We start from the raw sequence: 16,739 nt of genomic DNA on the forward strand, positions 1-16,739 counted from the left end.
AATGATTTGGAATGGGCGGTGGCTCTTCAACAACTTTGGTCGATTATTGATGATGTCGTTAAAAACTGCAACAAGAAATTAGCCGCTTTGATTAAAAGTCAACTCCAGAAATGGATTGGCTCTTTACCCAACTATATCAAGGTTTACTTGCCTATTTCTGTGTGCGAAACTTGAGTAACTATTTCAAAAAAAGTTGACAGTTAATAAGCGGGTCCAACAAGTATATTCGGATTTTTGAAGGAAAGACGTCGGCAAATAAGCGGCGTCTTTCTTTTGGTATAACAAAAAGGGTTTCTGAAAATTACGTCGAACTATCCAAACAAGTATCTTGTGTTCTCAAATTACTTTCGTGACTGAACCAGCAACGGATTCTAACGGATGGATTATAAGGTTTTAGGTTCCCTCATTAAATTAGTGAATCGGTAATATTATATTTGACTTTGTGATTTCTATCACTTTATTCAGAGCCCTTGTTTCCTATACTCGTGTTATAGAAGGGAAGGAGGATAGTAGAAAGTGGCTTGCCTCGACAGACATTTCAAAGAAGAAGGGAGGGAAGTGATCATTGGAACTATCGAAGAAAATCAAAGTCGGCATTCTCTCCGTAGTTATCTTGCTGGCGGCGGCCGGGGCAGCAACAGCAACCATGCATGCGGTCACCCATGAATCTTCCTTTTGCGCATCCTGTCATGTCATGCAGAACTACATGGCTTCTTGGGAACACTCCTCCCACCGTGAGGTGGCAGGGTGCAATGACTGTCACACGGATCAGCGCAATTACCTGGCGAAGACCTATTCCAAAGCAACCGCCGGTGCCCGTCATGCCTTTATGAATGTGATTAAACCCCCAGAACATTTGAAGATGATCGAATCGAGTAAAGAAGTGGTCCAGCGAAATTGTCTGAGATGTCATGACAGTCTCGTAGAAAAAACAAGATTGGCGGATCAAGATGCTGAGGCAGATCGCAAGTTTTGTTTTGACTGCCACCGTTCCACACCGCATGGAAGAGAACGACCGACCCCGCCCTAGTCTGTTCGTTACAGGCCTAGAAGGATGAATCTTAGAGGACAGGAGAGAGACAAGGATGGCCAAGAAAAAGTGGATACTCGCAGGATGGACGATCCTGCTGGTGGCCTTGATGGTGATGACCGTCGTCGGTTGCGGGAAACAACCGTCGTCAACGTTAGGACCCATTAATACGGGATTGGCCCCGGACGAAGTAGATATACAGAAGTTTGCCGTACTTTTCCCTCATCAATATGACTCATTCATGAAAAATGCCGAGATGAGCACCATAGGTACCAAGTATGGCGGCAACCTGGAAAAAGACAGCCACCTTGAAAAGTATCCTTATTTGAAAACGCTTTTTGCCGGATATGCCTTTTCTCTGGAGTATAACGAGGATCGGGGCCACGTCTATACGATGCGCGATTTGGCTACGGTTAAACGAGTCACGAGCCTGCCGAACGGCAAAAAGCAAGTCGGCTCCTGTATGACTTGTAAGAGTGCTGAAGTTCCCGGTATGATTCAGAAGATGGGCCTCGACTACTATTCGACCCCTGTGGAAGAACATCTAAAAAACATGAATCACGGTATGTCTTGCTCAAACTGCCATGATCCCCAGACAATGAAACTCCGTGTCGTTCAGCCGGCCTTCATCGATGCGATGAAGCGTCGAGGTGAGGACGTGACCAAAGCGACACAGCAGCAACTTCGTACATATGTGTGCGCTCAGTGCCACGTGGAATACTATTTTAACCCCACCCGTCAGGGCGAAGTCACCTTCCCCTGGGATAAGGGCTTTACGCCCGATCAAATGGAGCAGTACTACAACGAGGTAGCCGCAACAGAAAACAAGTTCCCCCAAGACTGGAAACATCCCCTTTCCGGAGCGCCCATGTTGAAAGCGCAGCACCCGGAGTTTGAAACCTACCAAGGCTCCATTCACCAGATCAATGGCGTTTCTTGCGCAGATTGCCATATGCCCTATGAAAAAGAAGGCAATCAGAAGATATCCAGCCACCAGTGGACGTCTCCCCTCAAACAGATGCAGCAATCTTGCTCTGTTTGCCACCGGGAAGATATGGACACGTTGCGCAACTATGTCATCAGTAAACAGGACTTAACCTTCGAAATGCTCAACAAGGCCGGTTCCGCGAACGAGGTTGCGGCCAAATCCATTGAGAAGGCGATCCAGGCGGGAGCTACCGATGCAGACCTAACCGAAGCACGGAAACTCCATCGGTCGGCCCAGTGGCATTGGGACATCGTGGCGGCGGAAAACTCGATGGGCTTCCACAACACACCGCTTACCATGAATACATTATCCAAGGCCATTGATTTGGCGAATCAAGCAACTATGGCAGCGGCCAAAGCCGGCAAATTCAATGATATTCCTGCAGCGACTTCCTATAGCGATTATATTAACGAACGATTGAGTACCAAGGGATGGCCCAAAGATAAAGGTGTAAAAATGCCTGCGTCCGATATGAGTTGGAAATAGCCAAAAACAATAAGAACTAAAAAATGCTCATCAGATGCATTTTAGTGGGACGGCGTAATGCTGTCTCTTTTTTTTGGTTTATACGGATGAACGTCAAATCGTTAGATAAAGAAATAAAGGATGGCAAGGAAGATTACCTTGCCATCCTTCAGTGATTATATTTTGCCTACCCATTGATCATCTTCGCAACCGCCAGGGCAATCTTAGAGGGTTCATGAGTATGTTTGGATGCCTCGACGATGGTTCGATAGATATCCATGGCGGAATCGGCAAATGCATTGGGCACATTGTCCCTCCCACGTCCATTATGGTCTGCCCAGACCACTGTGGCAAAGCCGTCAACGCCTATGGGGTTCTTCGCCGCCCCCAGAATGATTTCAGCAATTTTCCCTGCCTTTTTGGCAGTATGTGCGGCCATATGGTATCGAGCAGCAAATCGAGCGGCCGCGACCCAATCCTGTGGTAGGCCATATTTCTCCCCGAGAGCGGGGATCATCTTAGCTCCTTCGCTTTCGTGACCGATATGCCGGGGCCACAAAGAAGGATCGGTAACCCCCTTGCCAATGTCATGAAGCAGTGCTGCACAGAGCACTCGAGGTTCTCCGGTGCGCTCAGCAGCTTTTCCAAGCACCAGTGCACTATGGATCCCGGCACAACCTTCCGGGTGATATTGCTCCGGCTGTTTGACACCAAAGAGACGATCGAGTTCAGGAAAGACTTTGGCCAATTCCCCTGATTGGTGAGCTTCGATCAGAGCTGCACCCGGAGCATCGCTCGAAAAGACATGTTTTAAAAAATCAACGGTATTCATTTTCGGATATCCTTTCTCTAAGAGAGGATGAAGATAATTTATTTATCACAGGGTACGAAGAGTGTTTTCGCTCTTTTTATGATTTAGTCTTTTATAGCGTCCCCATTTATCAAGACCGCCATCTCATTATTATACGGGATTTACCATCGCTTTTCGAACCGTATGTCATTTTGGAACGATGATTTATTAGGCATTCCCTTTTTTGGCAAGACTATTTAACAGTTTTGCATATGGGAGGATTCAATCATGATCATGAAAAGCCCTGATAGAGAAGAGAGAATCCGTACATATCTCGCTCAGCTTTCCTCGGAATTTGGTTTTACATGGTCAGAGGAAGAGATAAAGGAGCGTACCCAACGGATTATTCCGGTGCTTGAAAATGAAAAAATGCGAATTCGGGAAGAATTACTATGGGAAAAGCCGATACTACGAAACATAGAGGATGAATTGGAAGCAGCCGTAGAAGAGATGATCCAGGCCAAGGAACGGGAGGGTGTCCAATTCTATTTAGAAGGAGTGTTGTTCCGACAGATGATGGAGTCCCATCGAAAAACTTCCCCCGATACCACTATTCAGAAGACGATGGAGTACGTCTTTGACTCGAGAGGGAACGTACGGATTTGTGAGGATCGTGTGCGTGTCGGGATAATTCGGCACTTGCTGAAGCTGAAGATGGCTTCTACGGGAGTATTTTTGAACGTAGGGCAGATCGAAGACTCGGCAAACATACTCGCTAACGAAGAGCAATTACACATCAAGAACATCTTAGAAAAGGTCGTCAAAGAATTGCCTTCAGCCAACTTTCGGTACAGTGATTTACTCGAACATATCGAAGACCAGATGACGCTTCTAAGGGAAAAGAATGTTGATGAATATTTAGCGGGAGTTCAGGAGCGCAGGCAACAAGAAGGAAGGATATATCATTCACCCCATCCAGCGTCCTTACAGGGGATCCGTGGGAACGTATTCATGTTTCCGATGCAAAAGTAATCCTGATAAAAAAAACGAATTGATAAAATATTAAAAGGAAGAGGGATGCCTACATTAGATATTGTAGCGAACCTCTTTTTTTCGTGCGATCTCTAGGAAGCATAAAATATAAAATGCAGATATAAGTGTAGCAGGATTTAGAAGGAAACAGCGGAATATGGATATTATCGATGACTGACAATGAAAAGAACATCTATGCACTTGCACAAGAGTATTTTGCCGATACCAGATAGAAAGCAGCCCTATAAGGGGGAGCGGGCATGAGTATAGCATCCAAAGTGAAATCTTTAAGGCAGCTTACCTTTTCCGAACTAACGCTGCTCTTTGTTCTAACGATCTTAGGCTTTATCGGAAACTACTTTAGCTTAAACCTCTTTTTTGGTGTGGACTTTCTCTTTGGCAGTATCGCAACGATGGTCGTGCTGAGGTTATACGGATTGGAGTACGCAGTAGCCGCCTCTGCTATCGCAGCCAGCTACACCCTGTGGCTTTGGAATCACCCCTATGCAGCGACCATTATTGTAACAGAAACATTGCTCGTGGGTGTCTCCATTCGGCGCCGGAACTACAGTCTCATCGAGGCTACAACCGCTTATTGGCTGGTCGTCGGCATGCCCTTGGTCTGGATTTTCTACCATGGGATCATGAATGTTGACCCAACGTTGACCCTATTGATTATGCTCAAGCAGGGGACAAACGGCATATTCAACGCGGTAATCGCCAGCTTGCTGATCTTGTACTTTCCCTTTCATCGGTTAGGTTTGCCTGTAACTGCTTACAGACAGATTCCTTTAGCACAGTCCTGGGCGATATCGCTGACCGCCTTTGTCCTCATACCAGCGATATTAATGATGACCATATACAGTCGGGACGAGTTCAACAAGATCGAGGATGAAATCGGCAACCAGTTAACAAATATGGCCAATAACACGAGCAAACGGCTCGATGTGCGCTATCAGGAAGCCCTTCATTCGCTGTCAAAAATCGCTCGTATCGGTGCCGAAGCAGATATGAAACCGGTACGTAAAGTCGATGATGCTCTAGATTTAATGCAGACGCTACGCATGGATGTACTTTCGGTACATTTATATGATTTGAACGGTAGGAAAGTGGATGGTTGGGAGTCATCGAAAGAATCGGGTACCCCTGTAGAGGAACTGGCGCCGGTAAGAGCCTCGCGGCACCCGGTGATTACAACGGAAGAATATATCAACGATGTAACGATACCCGGTGTTGATATGGCTGTCCCTGTGATGAAAGAAAGCCAAACCGTAGGGACGGTGGTCGGAAAAATCAATCTAGAATTTTTTAAACAGAATCTGCTTACTTCTGTTACGGGGTCTGATGACCATGTTCAGATTACCTTGGTAGACCCACAAAAACGGGTATTGGCAAGCACCCGAAAAGACCTTTCCTTCCTACATACTTATAATTACGACCAAGAAGGGCTTGCAGAGCCATGGAAAGACGGCATGTGGCGACGGGCACCAGAAAATCAAGATGTGCCGCCTGTGAGCATTTGGCGGGATTCCGTCTATCTCCGAGAGAACACCGTTAGTCCGCAGTTACCCTGGAAGATCGTCGTCGAAATCTCGGTCGCCCCTTTTCAAGAACGTTTGATGAAGAGCTATATTCGAAACTTCATCTCCATGCTGATCTTTACCTTGGGTGCATTAGCCATTGGAACATGGTATAGCCGGAAAATGACCCGTCCCGTAGTCCAATTGGCCGGGGTCACCCGGGGCCTTCCTGATAAAATAATGTTTCAACAATCGACGGACTGGCCGAAAAGCCGGATTGAAGAGCTAAATGAACTGATCTCCAATTATCAAGTCATGGCCCAAGCGTTACAGGAGAAGTTTCAGGAAATCAAAGGGGTCAACGAAACCTTAGAAGAGAAGGTAGAAGAGCGAACGAGCGAATTAGCGGAAGCGAACCAAGTGTTTCGGCAGGAGAAAGATTTTATTACGACTGTGTTGGACACTTCCGGAGCGCTTGTCCTGGTAACCGACCGACAGGGTCAAATTGTCCGGTTCAGCCGAGCCTGTGAAGAGGTATCTGGGTATACTTTTGCAGAAGTCGAAGGCCGCCCGTTTTGGGAATTTTTGTTACAACCCGAAACGGCGGCCTTGCTGAAAGAGGCCTTCGCCGATCCGAGTTCAGAGCGATTTCTCCGAAAAAATCAGAATCAGTGGATCACCAAAGAGGGCAGATTGCGGATGATCGCCTGGTCGAATGCACCGCTCTACGATAACATGGGCCACGTGAAGTATATCGTCTCCACGGGTATCGATGTGACCGAACAGAATCAAGCGGAAGAACAACGCTTACGCCTGGCTGATGAGTTTAAAAAGACGATACAGATGCTGCCGAACATCGTTTTCAAAGCAGTTCGTCAGCAAGACGGACACTTTTACCTTACCTTTAACGAAGGAGCCATGGCCGAAAAATTTGGGTTGACCACGGAAGTGGTGAAGGGAAAGCGCGTGGAAGATGTGCATCCGCCCGAATTTTCTCAAGTGGCCTTGCCTTCTTTAGAGCGGGTCTATAAAGGGGAAATTACTGAATTCATCACCATCCTTGGCGGGCAGGTCTTCTATAACTACGCGAAGCCTTTTTATGAAGAGGAAAGTTCCAAACCGGCCGGTGTAGTTGGATTTGTGTCGGACATTACGGATCTCAAAAAGACCGAAGCGGAATTGGTTAAGCAAAAAGGTCTCCTAAACATGTTGCATAATGCCGCATCCCGTTTTGTCGAATCGGTTCTGCCAAAACAAATTTTTGAATATATGCTCTCTGAATTGCTGCAACTTACCGGCAGCCAGATGGGCTATATCGCCGAATTGATTTGGGATGAGCAAGGGCATCGTCTGTTGCAAAACCATGCTGTCATCAATGTGACTGATGATAGAGAAAAGGCTTTATACGATACAAACGGTGCCCGGGTACTGGAGGTTCGAAACTTAGACAGCTTGTTCGGAAGGGTTATTGAAAGCAGGCATCCGTTGCTGATCAATCCAACGGACGAACCTATCCCTGTTCCGATGCCCGATGGGCATTCTGCCATTGAAACATTGGTAAGTGTCCCTGTATATTATGGAGACGAAGTGGTCGGTTGTTATGGTTTGGCCAATTGCCCCGATGGTTACGATGAAACAGTCGTAGAGTTTCTACAGCCGTTTACATCTACTTGCGGCATCATGATCAACGCGTTACGTTCCGATCGGGAGCGGGCCGAGGTCCAGAAAGAACTCATTCGGGCCAAACAGACCGCTGAAAAGGCCAATCAAGCAAAAAGCGACTTTTTAGCGGTGATGAGTCATGAAATCCGTACTCCCATGAACGGAATCATCGGGATGACGGAATTACTGCTTGAATCTCCATTAGCCGAAGAACAGCGAGAATACGCTCAGATCGTTCACGAGTCTACCGAACTCCTGTTGACCGTGATCAACGATATCCTCGACTTTTCGAAAATAGAAGCCGAAAAGATGGAGTTGGAATCGGTCCCCCTTCAAATTCAATCCATTGTCATCAGGGTCGTAAAATTACTTCAAAGTAAAGCCCAGGAAAAAAAGATTCATTTGACGGCCCTTGTAGACAATCGACTCGGTAGACCTCTGCAGGGAGACCCCTTGCGACTCAGGCAAATCTTACTCAATCTCGTCAGCAATGCCGTTAAATTCACTGAACAGGGAGAAGTGACCGTTTCGGCAAGAACACTGTCCCAGGAAAATAACGCCGTCAAGATTCGCTTCGAAATCAAGGATACGGGAATCGGAATTGCCAAGGAATTGCAAGAACGCCTGTTTGAACCTTTTACGCAAGTCGACGGCTCTACATCTCGCAAATACGGTGGAACCGGATTGGGCTTGGTGATTTCCAAACGCCTCGTCCGGATGATGGGTGGGGACATCGGGTTCCAGAGCGAGATGGGGCGAGGAACTCTGTTTTGGTTCGATATCACCTTCCCCTACGCTGGAGAAGCGGCGAATACTTTTGCGTTCTCTGCCGAGGGAGCGGTTATGGCGGAGAATCGGTCCCGTACGGATGAAGCAGGAACTCCAACACCACCACGATTGCCTGTAGACCGGCCGATACTCCTCGTCGAAGACAACCCGGTCAACCGGAAGCTGGCGACGATTCAATTAACAAAACTCGGGTTGCATGTCTACCCCGTCAATACCGGGTTGGAAGCGATCCATGCGATAGCGGAGAACGACTTTGCTCTCGTCTTGATGGATTGTCAAATGCCGGGTATGGACGGATTTATGACCACAGAAATGATTCGGGAAGAAGAAACAGGTTCCGGTAAACACATCCCCATCATCGCCATGACGGCTATGGTGATGCAGGGAGACCGTGAGAAATGTTTGCGTGCAGGGATGGATGACTATATCAGCAAACCAGTAGAAGCGAAAGAATTGACGAAGATCTTGGAACGGTGGCTAGGATTGGGGATGAACCAGGGGGCATCGGAAAATGAAACAGAGCCGAGGACAGAGTCGATGAAATCACCGGAAGAAATGGTAGCTACCAGATTACCCCGGGGGGAAAAGGAGAAAGTATTGACGGTTCTCGATGGAGAGGTCTTGGCGGGCCTCCAAGAACTTGCCAGTGAGAGTGAACCAGACTTCTTGAAGAATATCCTTGAACTATATAAGGAAGAGTCTTCCCTGCTGGACAAACAATTGAGCGATGGGTTCGATGAAGGAAGTTTAGGCCAAATCTCAGCGGCTGCCCACGCCTTAAAGTCGAGCAGCGCGAATATTGGAGCCTTACGATTATCACAACTAAGTGCTCAGTTAGAAAATGCGGCCAAAGCCGCTGAGTTGGTTTCAGCGAAAGAGTGCTATCTGAAGTGGAAGTCCGAATATCAACAAGTACTTCGTGAATTGGAAATGGTGCAACAAAAGGAAGAACCCGAAAAAGAATAAGCTTTCCAATAGGGCAGGGCTGTCTTAGGACGGCCCTTTTTCATCGCTTAATTCCCTAAAAATAGTAACAAAGCTTAAAAAATTGTCGAAAGAAACAGTTGTTTGAAGGTTGAATAACCATTATGCTTAGTGTAGAAAAAGGGAGTGAAAAAGGTGGATCCCATTATCCGTGAATATATCCTGTATTACCTAGGGTATCTCGTTTTTGACGCTGCGGTTATGTTTATTACCGGATTGACAGTGTTGAGCGAACCGATAAATTTCGGCAGACTTCCTATGTACGCCTTGCTGACGGGGCTTATCGTTGCTTTATCCCGATGGTATCTGGATCCTTTTGGATTTGGGCTTCATATTTTCGCGACCGTTGTAGGATCTACACTCATTGCCTATCGCGTATACCCCATGACCATTCGCACCGCTTTCCTGTCTACCCTGTTGGGTTTGTTAGTCCTTTCGGTAACGGAGTATTTGTTTTACCCCATCTTCGTACGTTTCTGGCAGGACCCGAATTACGTCGAAAACATATATACAGATATACTCTCCGGATGGGCCATCATTCTTTTATTGATTCTGTTTAATATTGGAGTGCGTTATGCAAGAAAAAATCAAAGAAATTGAAAAGTCAAAAGATGAAATAAAAAAATTAATGCAAAACGCCATTGGAGCCATTGCAGTAATGCTGTTTATGGTCATTTTTGTCTTTGGGTTTGATAAAAATCAGGGCATCATCCTGAATGAGAATCTATCGCGATTGAATTTATCTAAATACGGAGCGTACATTATCTTAACTTTGCTGTTATTCGTGCTCTATTTTTTAGAAGAAATAAAAAAGATCCAGGAAGTCCTGATGGAGGCAATCGAAACTACCCGGCAGCTGGAAAGCGCCCATAAAATCGTGGAGATGTACCGGATCAACCAGCATGAGTTTCTCAATCAACTTCAAGTTATATCCGGATTCATTCAACTGAACAAACCGGAAATGGCCCTGGATTATATCAAAGGGTATAATATTCGCTTCCGGAACAACCTGAACGTATCTCATTTGGCACGTATGGATGTAGCGGCTATCTTAATCACCAAAATGACCAGCGAATTAGGTGAATCCATCGATTTTAAAATCAGCATTCATGATGATTTGAGGCATCTGGCCTTTACGCCGTCAGAGACGGTTACGGTTCTAGGGAATCTGTTGCAAAACGCCATGGAGGAAGTACATAAGTTTGCCGAGAGGAATCGCAAAATTGAGATTGATTTTTTCGCGAAGGAAAAGGGGTCCGGATTTACGGTTAGTAACAGAGGAAAAATCCCGGAGGAAATCCTGACGAAAATTTTTGAACAAGGTTTCACGACAAAAGACGGAAAAAATTCTGGAGTAGGTCTTTTTCTGGTTTCCAAGACGGTGCAGAAACGCAAAGGGACGCTTCGAGTCTGGAATGGGGATAATCGGGTACACTTTCAAGTCTGGATCCCCGATCAGTCGAATGAGTCCTAGGCATAACCTAACATTTCCACAAACCTTCTTCGGCAGAGTTCATAGGTTAGAGTGAACGAATTCTGCATCGGGGAAGGTGTTTTTATGCCAAAAAAACCGCTCTGGTCTCCCACGACAGCCTGGCCGACAGGTCTACGAAACGACAAACCCCGTAACCAAGGAGTCACTATGGTTTTTGACAAGGGAATCGGTCTCGTGGCTTTTCACGACCTCTTGGAGATGGCCGGTAATTACATTGATTTTATCAAGTTAGGTTTTGGTTCTTCCGCGCTGTACCGGCCGGAAATCCTCGAGCAAAAAGTCGATCTAGCCCGACGCTATGGGGTGGAAGTCTATGTGGGTGGTACACTGGGAGAAATCGCCTACTGGCAGCAGGATTATGACGAGTTTCTTCGAGGGCTTCATGGCTACGGAATCGGTTGGGTAGAGATCTCCGACGGGACGATCGACCTATCCCTTCGAGAACGGCGGCAATTAATTCGTCATGCCCTCAATGAAGGATTTCGTGTCATCACCGAGGTCGGGAAAAAAGATCCTGCTCAGAATCTAGCATTGAGCCATTTGATCCAGCAGGTATTGGATGACCTGGCCTCCGGTGCTGCCTATGTAATTATTGAAGGCCGGGAATCTGGTAAGAACGTCAATCTTTTTGACGCTAAAGGCGAAGTCAGTGAAGATGACTTGGAGATTTTGGCGGGAGCACTGGCTTCCACGGATGTGCTCATATGGGAAGCGCCCATAAAAGGCCAACAGCAGATATTGATTCAACGATTCGGTCCCAATGTCAATCTGGGCAACATCCCCGTTACGGAAGTGATCGCTCTTGAATCACTTCGCCGTGGCTTGCGCTCCGATACGCTTCGCCCTGTCATCGAAAACGGTTCGGCGGCTATCGCCCATGATCGAGTGGGTTGAGACGGTTGATTTGACAACCGGAGGGAAAGACGTTGTATGTAGAGGTTATAGCGACACATCAACAGGTCAGTAAAGATGATTTAGAGGGAAAGTTTGTCGTCGTTATCGATACATTGCGGGCCACATCGACCATCGTGACGGCTCTCGCCAACGGTTGCCAGCAAGTATTCCCGGTAGCAACTTGTAACGAAGCGAAGGTGCTGTCCACCAGTTGGGAAGCGGATCGCGTATTGCTCGGTGCAGAGAAACGGGGGCATCCAATTCCGGGGTTTCCTATGGGGAATTCTCCGCGCAGTTTTACGCCCGATAAGGTAGCCGGTAAGACTCTTTTTTTGGTCACTACCAACGGCACCGTTGCTCTGCAAAAAGCGCATTCCGCCTCCTCTGTGGTCCTTGGTGCGCTGCTCAACGGTCAGCGTGTGGCTGAATACATCGTGGAGCAAGAGCCGGAAGAGGTAGTCATGCTTTGTGCCGGTACGCAGGGGCACTTCTCTATGGAAGATGTGATCTCTGCGGGGAAGATCATGGGACATATCTGGGATCGCCGTACGGCGAGCGCGAATGAATTGGCCATTGCGGCCTTCCAACTGTATCAGGTAAACCGAGATCAATTGGTCCCCCTCATGGCGCAAACCGCTCATGGGCAGAGTTTGCTGGCTCAAGGGGATGGTGATGACCTGGACTTTTGCTTGCAAGAAGATCTATTTCCTGTCGTTCCCCAGCAAACACTCTCCCGGGTGCGTCTCCTAGCTGGGTACGGTCGAAATTCCCCCTACGGTCAAAAGGAGAACAGCGGTAGTTGTGGGATTTCATGGCATGGATCTCTGGGTAATGCATAAGATTTAGCAGACTGACCCTCAGGGGGAGAGGCTCTTGCATGGGGGGACTTTGCTGCTAATCGTAATCGTAGGATTGGGGATTTTTGCCCGTTCACCGTTGACTGTTCTGGCAGCGGTGAGTATTCTCGTGCTTTCTCAATTGGGCTGGGGCAGTCTACTTGAATGGGTGGAGCAGCATGGCGTGGACTTGGGACTGCTCATGCTCACCTTGGCGATGCTGGCCCCCTTTGCCACCGGAAAAATCGGCCTGAGAGAGGTCTTGGGTTCCTTTGCCTCCCTTCCGGGGATTATCGCTTTGGTCGGTGGAGTCATCGCTACGAACTTAAACAAGCGGGGCATTGATTTGCTGTCCGGTGAGCCGCAGATCATCATCGGGATGATCTTGGGATCGCTGATCGGCATCGTCCTTTTCGGCGGTGTTCCGGTGGGGCCGCTCATGGCTGGAGGGCTAACGGCATTGTTTTTGCAAATCTACGCGTGGTTGACCCGCTAAGCGAACATTCAACGAATGGGAAGGCCAACCCGAACGTTTGGAACGGGTTGGCCTTCGTTACGTTAACGCCGGCGACGGTGCAGTGCGTCGCGAATGTCTGTGATGGCTTCCGTCATGATACTCACTTGACTCAAGTACCAGAGGACGATGCCAAGCCAACCGGCAAACAGGTAGGGCATCATTTTCGAATGACGATAGCTGGAACAGGTGGGACTGCGGCGGTATCGGTAATGCATGGTCTCACCTCCGCTTCTATCTTTCCCGACAGGGGAGAGAAGATGAATGGTAGAAGCTTACGCGGCACCAGTGGCTTGACTTTTTGGCGGCTGTAAATAGGCCCAAGCCAGAAGCAATGTCGCTGCGCCAGCTACCGCCCATGGGGCGTACAAAGCCCAGGGGCCGCCTTTCTCCAGCAGACTAAAGACCGGGGGTCCTAAGGCAACTCCGATAAAGCGAACGCCGCCGTAGAAGGCGGTGATGGCGCCCCGTTCCTCCTCCGGTGCGGAAGAGGTGACAATGGTATTTAAGCTCGGCAAAACAAGGCCGGTACCGAGACCGAGAACAGCTAGGAGGGACAAGACAGATGGAATGGTTTTAAATAGGGCCGATAGGATCAGCGCTAGCGAAAAGAGACCGAAACCGGTCAACAAGGCTAGCTTTAAATAGTCTGGTTTCTTCTGCAGCAAGTACCCCGTTCCCAGGGCCGTCGAAGCGGAGGCCAGGACGGGGATCGCGAGAACAAGGCCTTTTTTTACACCTTGAAGACTGTAGGTGGCTTCCAGGGCGTCAGACAAATAGGATAGAACGCCGAATAAGGTGAAGAGGGCCAACATACCGCCAAAAAAGGCGATGAGCAGTGTCGCTGCCTTTTTCTTAAAGAGACTGCTCACGCTGGAAAAATAGGCCGAAAAGCTCTGGTTGCTCCCTTTAGCTTTTTGCGGTTCTTTGACCAATAGGGCGAGACCGAGGGCCACCGGGATGGCGAGAGCGGCGTAAACAAAAAAGAGAGACCACCAGATGAGCAGCACCAAGAGGGAGCCTAAGATGGGACTGATGACCTTCCCCAGTCCGTTCGTGGCTTCCAAGAAGCCTAAAGCTTTATTGCGAGCCCGGCTTTGGTAAAGATCGCCGACGAGTGCCATGGCGATCGGGGCAGTACCTGCAGCGGCGAGGCCTTGAACGATTCGTCCCGTGAGCATGATGGCGTAGGAATTGTTAAAGAGCACTGGCGAAAGTCCGGAGATGAGGCCGCCAATGCCATAGGTGATGAGCGCGGGAACGATGATCTTTTTGCGTCCGATGCGGTCGGAAAGAAAACCGACAAAAGGAATGGCTAACCCGGCAGGGATGGAGAAGAAGGTGATCAAGAGGCCCACCTGAAACTGAGAGATGCCCATGGCTTCCCGAATCTGGGGGAAGGCAGGAATCAACATGGAGTTGCCAAGCACCATGATCAAAGGGACTCCGGCGATGACGGCTAATACCCAGTTGCTGACATTGGCCGCACCGCCCGCCGCTTCTTGGCCTTGCTGCGCCTTTTCCCGATTGTAATTTCTCTGCAGCGCCGCGGGGGGCAGTGTGCCGGCCCACTCACTGGCGATTTCGGTGCCGGCGAATTCGGACGAGGTTGTCTCGCTCGGTCGCGGTGTGGGGATAACGCCGGCAAATGCTTCCGTATCTTTGCCGGACTGGGAAGCCTGTACTGCATGAATTTTTGTGATGGGGCGATGTTCCTCGCGGTCTGTCACGTTTCGTTCTTTTATGTCTCGGTCCATAACGGCCTCCTGTGCGTTCGTTACCCTATGAGTTTTTCCCGCAATTCGCAGACCGTTGACCGGAGATTGCTGGCAAAAAAAATGACCGCCCGAGGCGGTCGATGCAGGGTGGGAATGAAATCGGCGTAAAGCAGAATGCCGGATTAGTCTTCCATCGTCGAGAGATCGCCCGTCGGCAAGCCCAGTTCCCAGGCTTTGAGAACACGGCGCATGATCTTACCGGAACGGGTTTTGGGCAGTTTGTCGCGAACTTCGATCTCCCGTGGCGCTGCGTGGGCGGCCAAGCCCTTTTTCACAAAGTCGATAATTTCACTCTGTAATTCGTCGGACCAGGTATATCCTTCGCGTAAGGCGATAAATGCTTTAATGATCTCGCCACGGATTGGATCCGGCTTGCCGATGACGCCAGCCTCAGCAATGGCCGAGTGTTCGACCAACTTGGATTCCACTTCGAAGGGACCAACCCGCTCGCCGGAGGTGTTGATCACGTCATCGATGCGGCCTTGGAACCAGAAATAGCCGTCTTCATCCATGTAGGCTGAATCGCCGGACACATACCAGCCTTCGATGCGGAAATATTCGTTGTACTTGGGCGGGTTTTTCCAAATCTGGCGCATCATCGAGGGCCAACCTTTGCGGACGGCTAGGTTGCCCATCTGCAACGGCGGCAGGATGTTCCCTTTATCGTCGATGATGGCCGCTTCAATGCCGGGAAAGGGTTTACCCATCGAACCGGGCTTGATGGGCATGCAGGGATAGTTGGAGATAATCTGACCGCCGGTTTCGGTCATCCACCAGTTGTCATGGATGCGCCGGTTGAAGACTTTCATGCCCCAGCGGACCACTTCCGGGTTCAAAGGCTCACCGACGGAGAGAACATGACGCAGGGAGGAAAGGTCAAATTGCTTGATGATCTCATCGCCTGCCGACATAAGCATCCGGAAGGCTGTCGGTGCGCTGTACCAGACGTTGACCTTAAGGTCTTGAATCGTCTTGTACCAGTCTTCGGGACGGAAGCGCCCGCCGCGGATGACTGAGGTGACACCGAGCAGATAAGGCGCCCATACCCCGTAAGAAATGCCAGTGACCCAACCGGGATCGGCCGTGCACCAGTAGATGTCATCGGGATGGAGATCGAGGATCCATTTTCCCGTTTGATAGTGCTGGATCATGCCGTTATGGACATGGAGAACGCCTTTCGGTTTCCCTGTGGAACCGGATGTGTACAAGAGCAGCATGGGGTCTTCCCGATCGACCCATTCGATTTCCAGTTCTGACGAGGCCTGGTACATTTCGGCGTACCAGTCGATTTCCCCCTCACCGAGGCCCCCTTCAGGGTTCCCGACCATGAAGATATGTTTCAGGTGAGGCAGTTCTTCTTTCGGGATTCGCTTGCGCAGCGCCGGTGTGGTGATGATGGCGACGGCTTCCGCATCGGCCAGGCGGTCCCGTACGGCACCTTCCATGAATGCCTCAAAGAGCGGGCCGGCAATGCCGCCGTTTTTGACGATGCCCAGGAAGGAATAATACAGTTCGGGGCTGCGAGGCATAAAGATGAATACCCGCTCCCCTTTACCGATGCCATATTTGCGCAAGACATTGGCAAACTGATTAGAGCGTTCCATCATTTGACGGTAGGTCACTGTCTCTTGACGCAGATTATCGGAGTAGTGCAGGCACACTTTCTCGCCGAGTCCTTTTTCAAGCACGTTCCGGTCGACCGCTTCGTAGGCGATATTCACCTTGCCTGTTTGATACCAGGAGAATTCCTTCTCCACATCAGCCCAAGAAAAGTGTTGGCGGGCTTCGTCATAAGATTTTAAATTGTAATCAAAAGGGAATACTGGAATTTGCTCACCCTGCATGCAAAAGCCTCCTTGTTAACAGGTAATTTCAAATATTCAGAATATATCGTCTTCATGGTGACCATTGTAGCAAAAGAAAAGGATGGCGTATAGTCCTTATTTTTAAAACGCCACCCTG

Annotated in this window: 13 protein-coding genes; 9 read left to right on the plus strand and 4 right to left on the minus strand. The window is 49.0% G+C overall.

The window, feature by feature from the left end; translation table 11 throughout:
- The first annotated feature begins 565 nt into the window (after positions 1 to 565).
- Positions 566 to 1,030, plus strand: coding sequence for a NapC/NirT family cytochrome c (locus GJ688_RS16445; RefSeq protein WP_155477624.1), 465 nt, complete (start codon positions 566 to 568; stop codon positions 1,028 to 1,030).
- A 55-nt stretch (positions 1,031 to 1,085) separates the two neighbouring features.
- Positions 1,086 to 2,504, plus strand: coding sequence for an ammonia-forming cytochrome c nitrite reductase subunit c552 (locus GJ688_RS16450; RefSeq protein WP_155477625.1), 1,419 nt, complete (start codon positions 1,086 to 1,088; stop codon positions 2,502 to 2,504).
- Between the two features lie 166 nt (positions 2,505 to 2,670).
- Here the strand turns inward: GJ688_RS16450 and GJ688_RS16455 are convergent, their stop codons facing one another.
- Positions 2,671 to 3,315, minus strand: a complete 645-nt coding sequence (locus GJ688_RS16455) for an HD domain-containing protein (RefSeq protein WP_155477626.1) — start codon at positions 3,313 to 3,315, stop codon at positions 2,671 to 2,673.
- Between the two features lie 246 nt (positions 3,316 to 3,561).
- On the opposite strand from GJ688_RS16455, the gene GJ688_RS16460 reads away from it, so the two are divergent.
- The 7 genes from GJ688_RS16460 to GJ688_RS16490 all read left to right on the plus strand — a co-directional run bounded on the left by GJ688_RS16460 (position 3,562) and on the right by GJ688_RS16490 (position 12,981).
- Complete coding sequence (locus GJ688_RS16460) at positions 3,562 to 4,305, plus strand: hypothetical protein (protein ID WP_155477627.1); 744 nt, start codon at positions 3,562 to 3,564, stop codon at positions 4,303 to 4,305.
- A gap of 260 nt (positions 4,306 to 4,565) precedes the next feature.
- On the plus strand, positions 4,566 to 9,242 hold the full coding sequence (locus tag GJ688_RS16465) for an ATP-binding protein (protein WP_155477628.1): 4,677 nt from the start codon (positions 4,566 to 4,568) through the stop codon (positions 9,240 to 9,242).
- Between the two features lie 153 nt (positions 9,243 to 9,395).
- On the plus strand, positions 9,396 to 9,860 hold the full coding sequence (locus GJ688_RS16470) for a hypothetical protein (RefSeq protein ID WP_155477629.1): 465 nt from the start codon (positions 9,396 to 9,398) through the stop codon (positions 9,858 to 9,860).
- Positions 9,835 to 10,734, plus strand: a complete 900-nt coding sequence (locus tag GJ688_RS16475) for a sensor histidine kinase (protein ID WP_155477630.1) — start codon at positions 9,835 to 9,837, stop codon at positions 10,732 to 10,734. Before GJ688_RS16470 ends, GJ688_RS16475 begins: the two co-directional genes overlap by 26 nt.
- Positions 10,735 to 10,818: 84 nt before the next feature.
- Entirely contained in the window at positions 10,819 to 11,649 is an 831-nt protein-coding gene (comA, locus tag GJ688_RS16480; protein WP_155477631.1) for a phosphosulfolactate synthase, read from the plus strand.
- 32 nt (positions 11,650 to 11,681) lie between these two features.
- Positions 11,682 to 12,488, plus strand: coding sequence for a 2-phosphosulfolactate phosphatase (locus tag GJ688_RS16485; protein ID WP_155477632.1), 807 nt, complete (start codon positions 11,682 to 11,684; stop codon positions 12,486 to 12,488).
- 34 nt (positions 12,489 to 12,522) lie between these two features.
- On the plus strand, positions 12,523 to 12,981 hold the full coding sequence (locus GJ688_RS16490; protein WP_155477633.1) for a DUF441 domain-containing protein: 459 nt from the start codon (positions 12,523 to 12,525) through the stop codon (positions 12,979 to 12,981).
- A gap of 62 nt (positions 12,982 to 13,043) precedes the next feature.
- Here GJ688_RS16490 and GJ688_RS16495 read toward each other — a convergent pair whose 3' ends face one another.
- From GJ688_RS16495 to acsA, 3 genes are all read right to left on the minus strand, one after another.
- On the minus strand, positions 13,044 to 13,217 hold the full coding sequence (locus tag GJ688_RS16495; protein WP_155477634.1) for a hypothetical protein: 174 nt from the start codon (positions 13,215 to 13,217) through the stop codon (positions 13,044 to 13,046).
- Between the two features lie 57 nt (positions 13,218 to 13,274).
- A complete protein-coding gene (locus GJ688_RS16500) occupies positions 13,275 to 14,756 on the minus strand; it encodes an MFS transporter (protein ID WP_235911054.1) in 1,482 nt (493 codons plus the stop codon).
- Between the two features lie 143 nt (positions 14,757 to 14,899).
- Entirely contained in the window at positions 14,900 to 16,621 is a 1,722-nt protein-coding gene (gene acsA / locus GJ688_RS16505) for an acetate--CoA ligase (protein WP_155477635.1), read from the minus strand.
- Positions 16,622 to 16,739: the final 118 nt, after the last annotated feature.

It is taken from the genome of Heliobacterium mobile, from assembly GCF_009720735.1.
Taxonomy (GTDB): Bacteria; Bacillota; Desulfitobacteriia; order Heliobacteriales; family Heliobacteriaceae; genus Heliobacterium; species Heliobacterium mobile.

Bases quoted from the DNA above. Each gene is read 5' to 3' on its own strand.
- GJ688_RS16450 (WP_155477625.1), top strand. From the start codon at position 1,086: ATGGCCAAGAAAAAGTGGATACTCGCAGGATGGACGATCCTGCTGGTG.
- GJ688_RS16455 (WP_155477626.1), bottom strand. From the start codon at position 3,315: ATGAATACCGTTGATTTTTTAAAACATGTCTTTTCGAGCGATGCTCCG.
- GJ688_RS16460 (WP_155477627.1), top strand. From the start codon at position 3,562: ATGATCATGAAAAGCCCTGATAGAGAAGAGAGAATCCGTACATATCTC.
- GJ688_RS16465 (WP_155477628.1), top strand. From the start codon at position 4,566: ATGAGTATAGCATCCAAAGTGAAATCTTTAAGGCAGCTTACCTTTTCC.
- GJ688_RS16475 (WP_155477630.1), top strand. From the start codon at position 9,835: ATGCAAGAAAAAATCAAAGAAATTGAAAAGTCAAAAGATGAAATAAAA.
- comA (WP_155477631.1), top strand. From the start codon at position 10,819: ATGCCAAAAAAACCGCTCTGGTCTCCCACGACAGCCTGGCCGACAGGT.
- GJ688_RS16495 (WP_155477634.1), bottom strand. From the start codon at position 13,217: ATGCATTACCGATACCGCCGCAGTCCCACCTGTTCCAGCTATCGTCAT.
- GJ688_RS16500 (WP_235911054.1), bottom strand. From the start codon at position 14,756: ATGGACCGAGACATAAAAGAACGAAACGTGACAGACCGCGAGGAACAT.
- acsA (WP_155477635.1), bottom strand. From the start codon at position 16,621: ATGCAGGGTGAGCAAATTCCAGTATTCCCTTTTGATTACAATTTAAAA.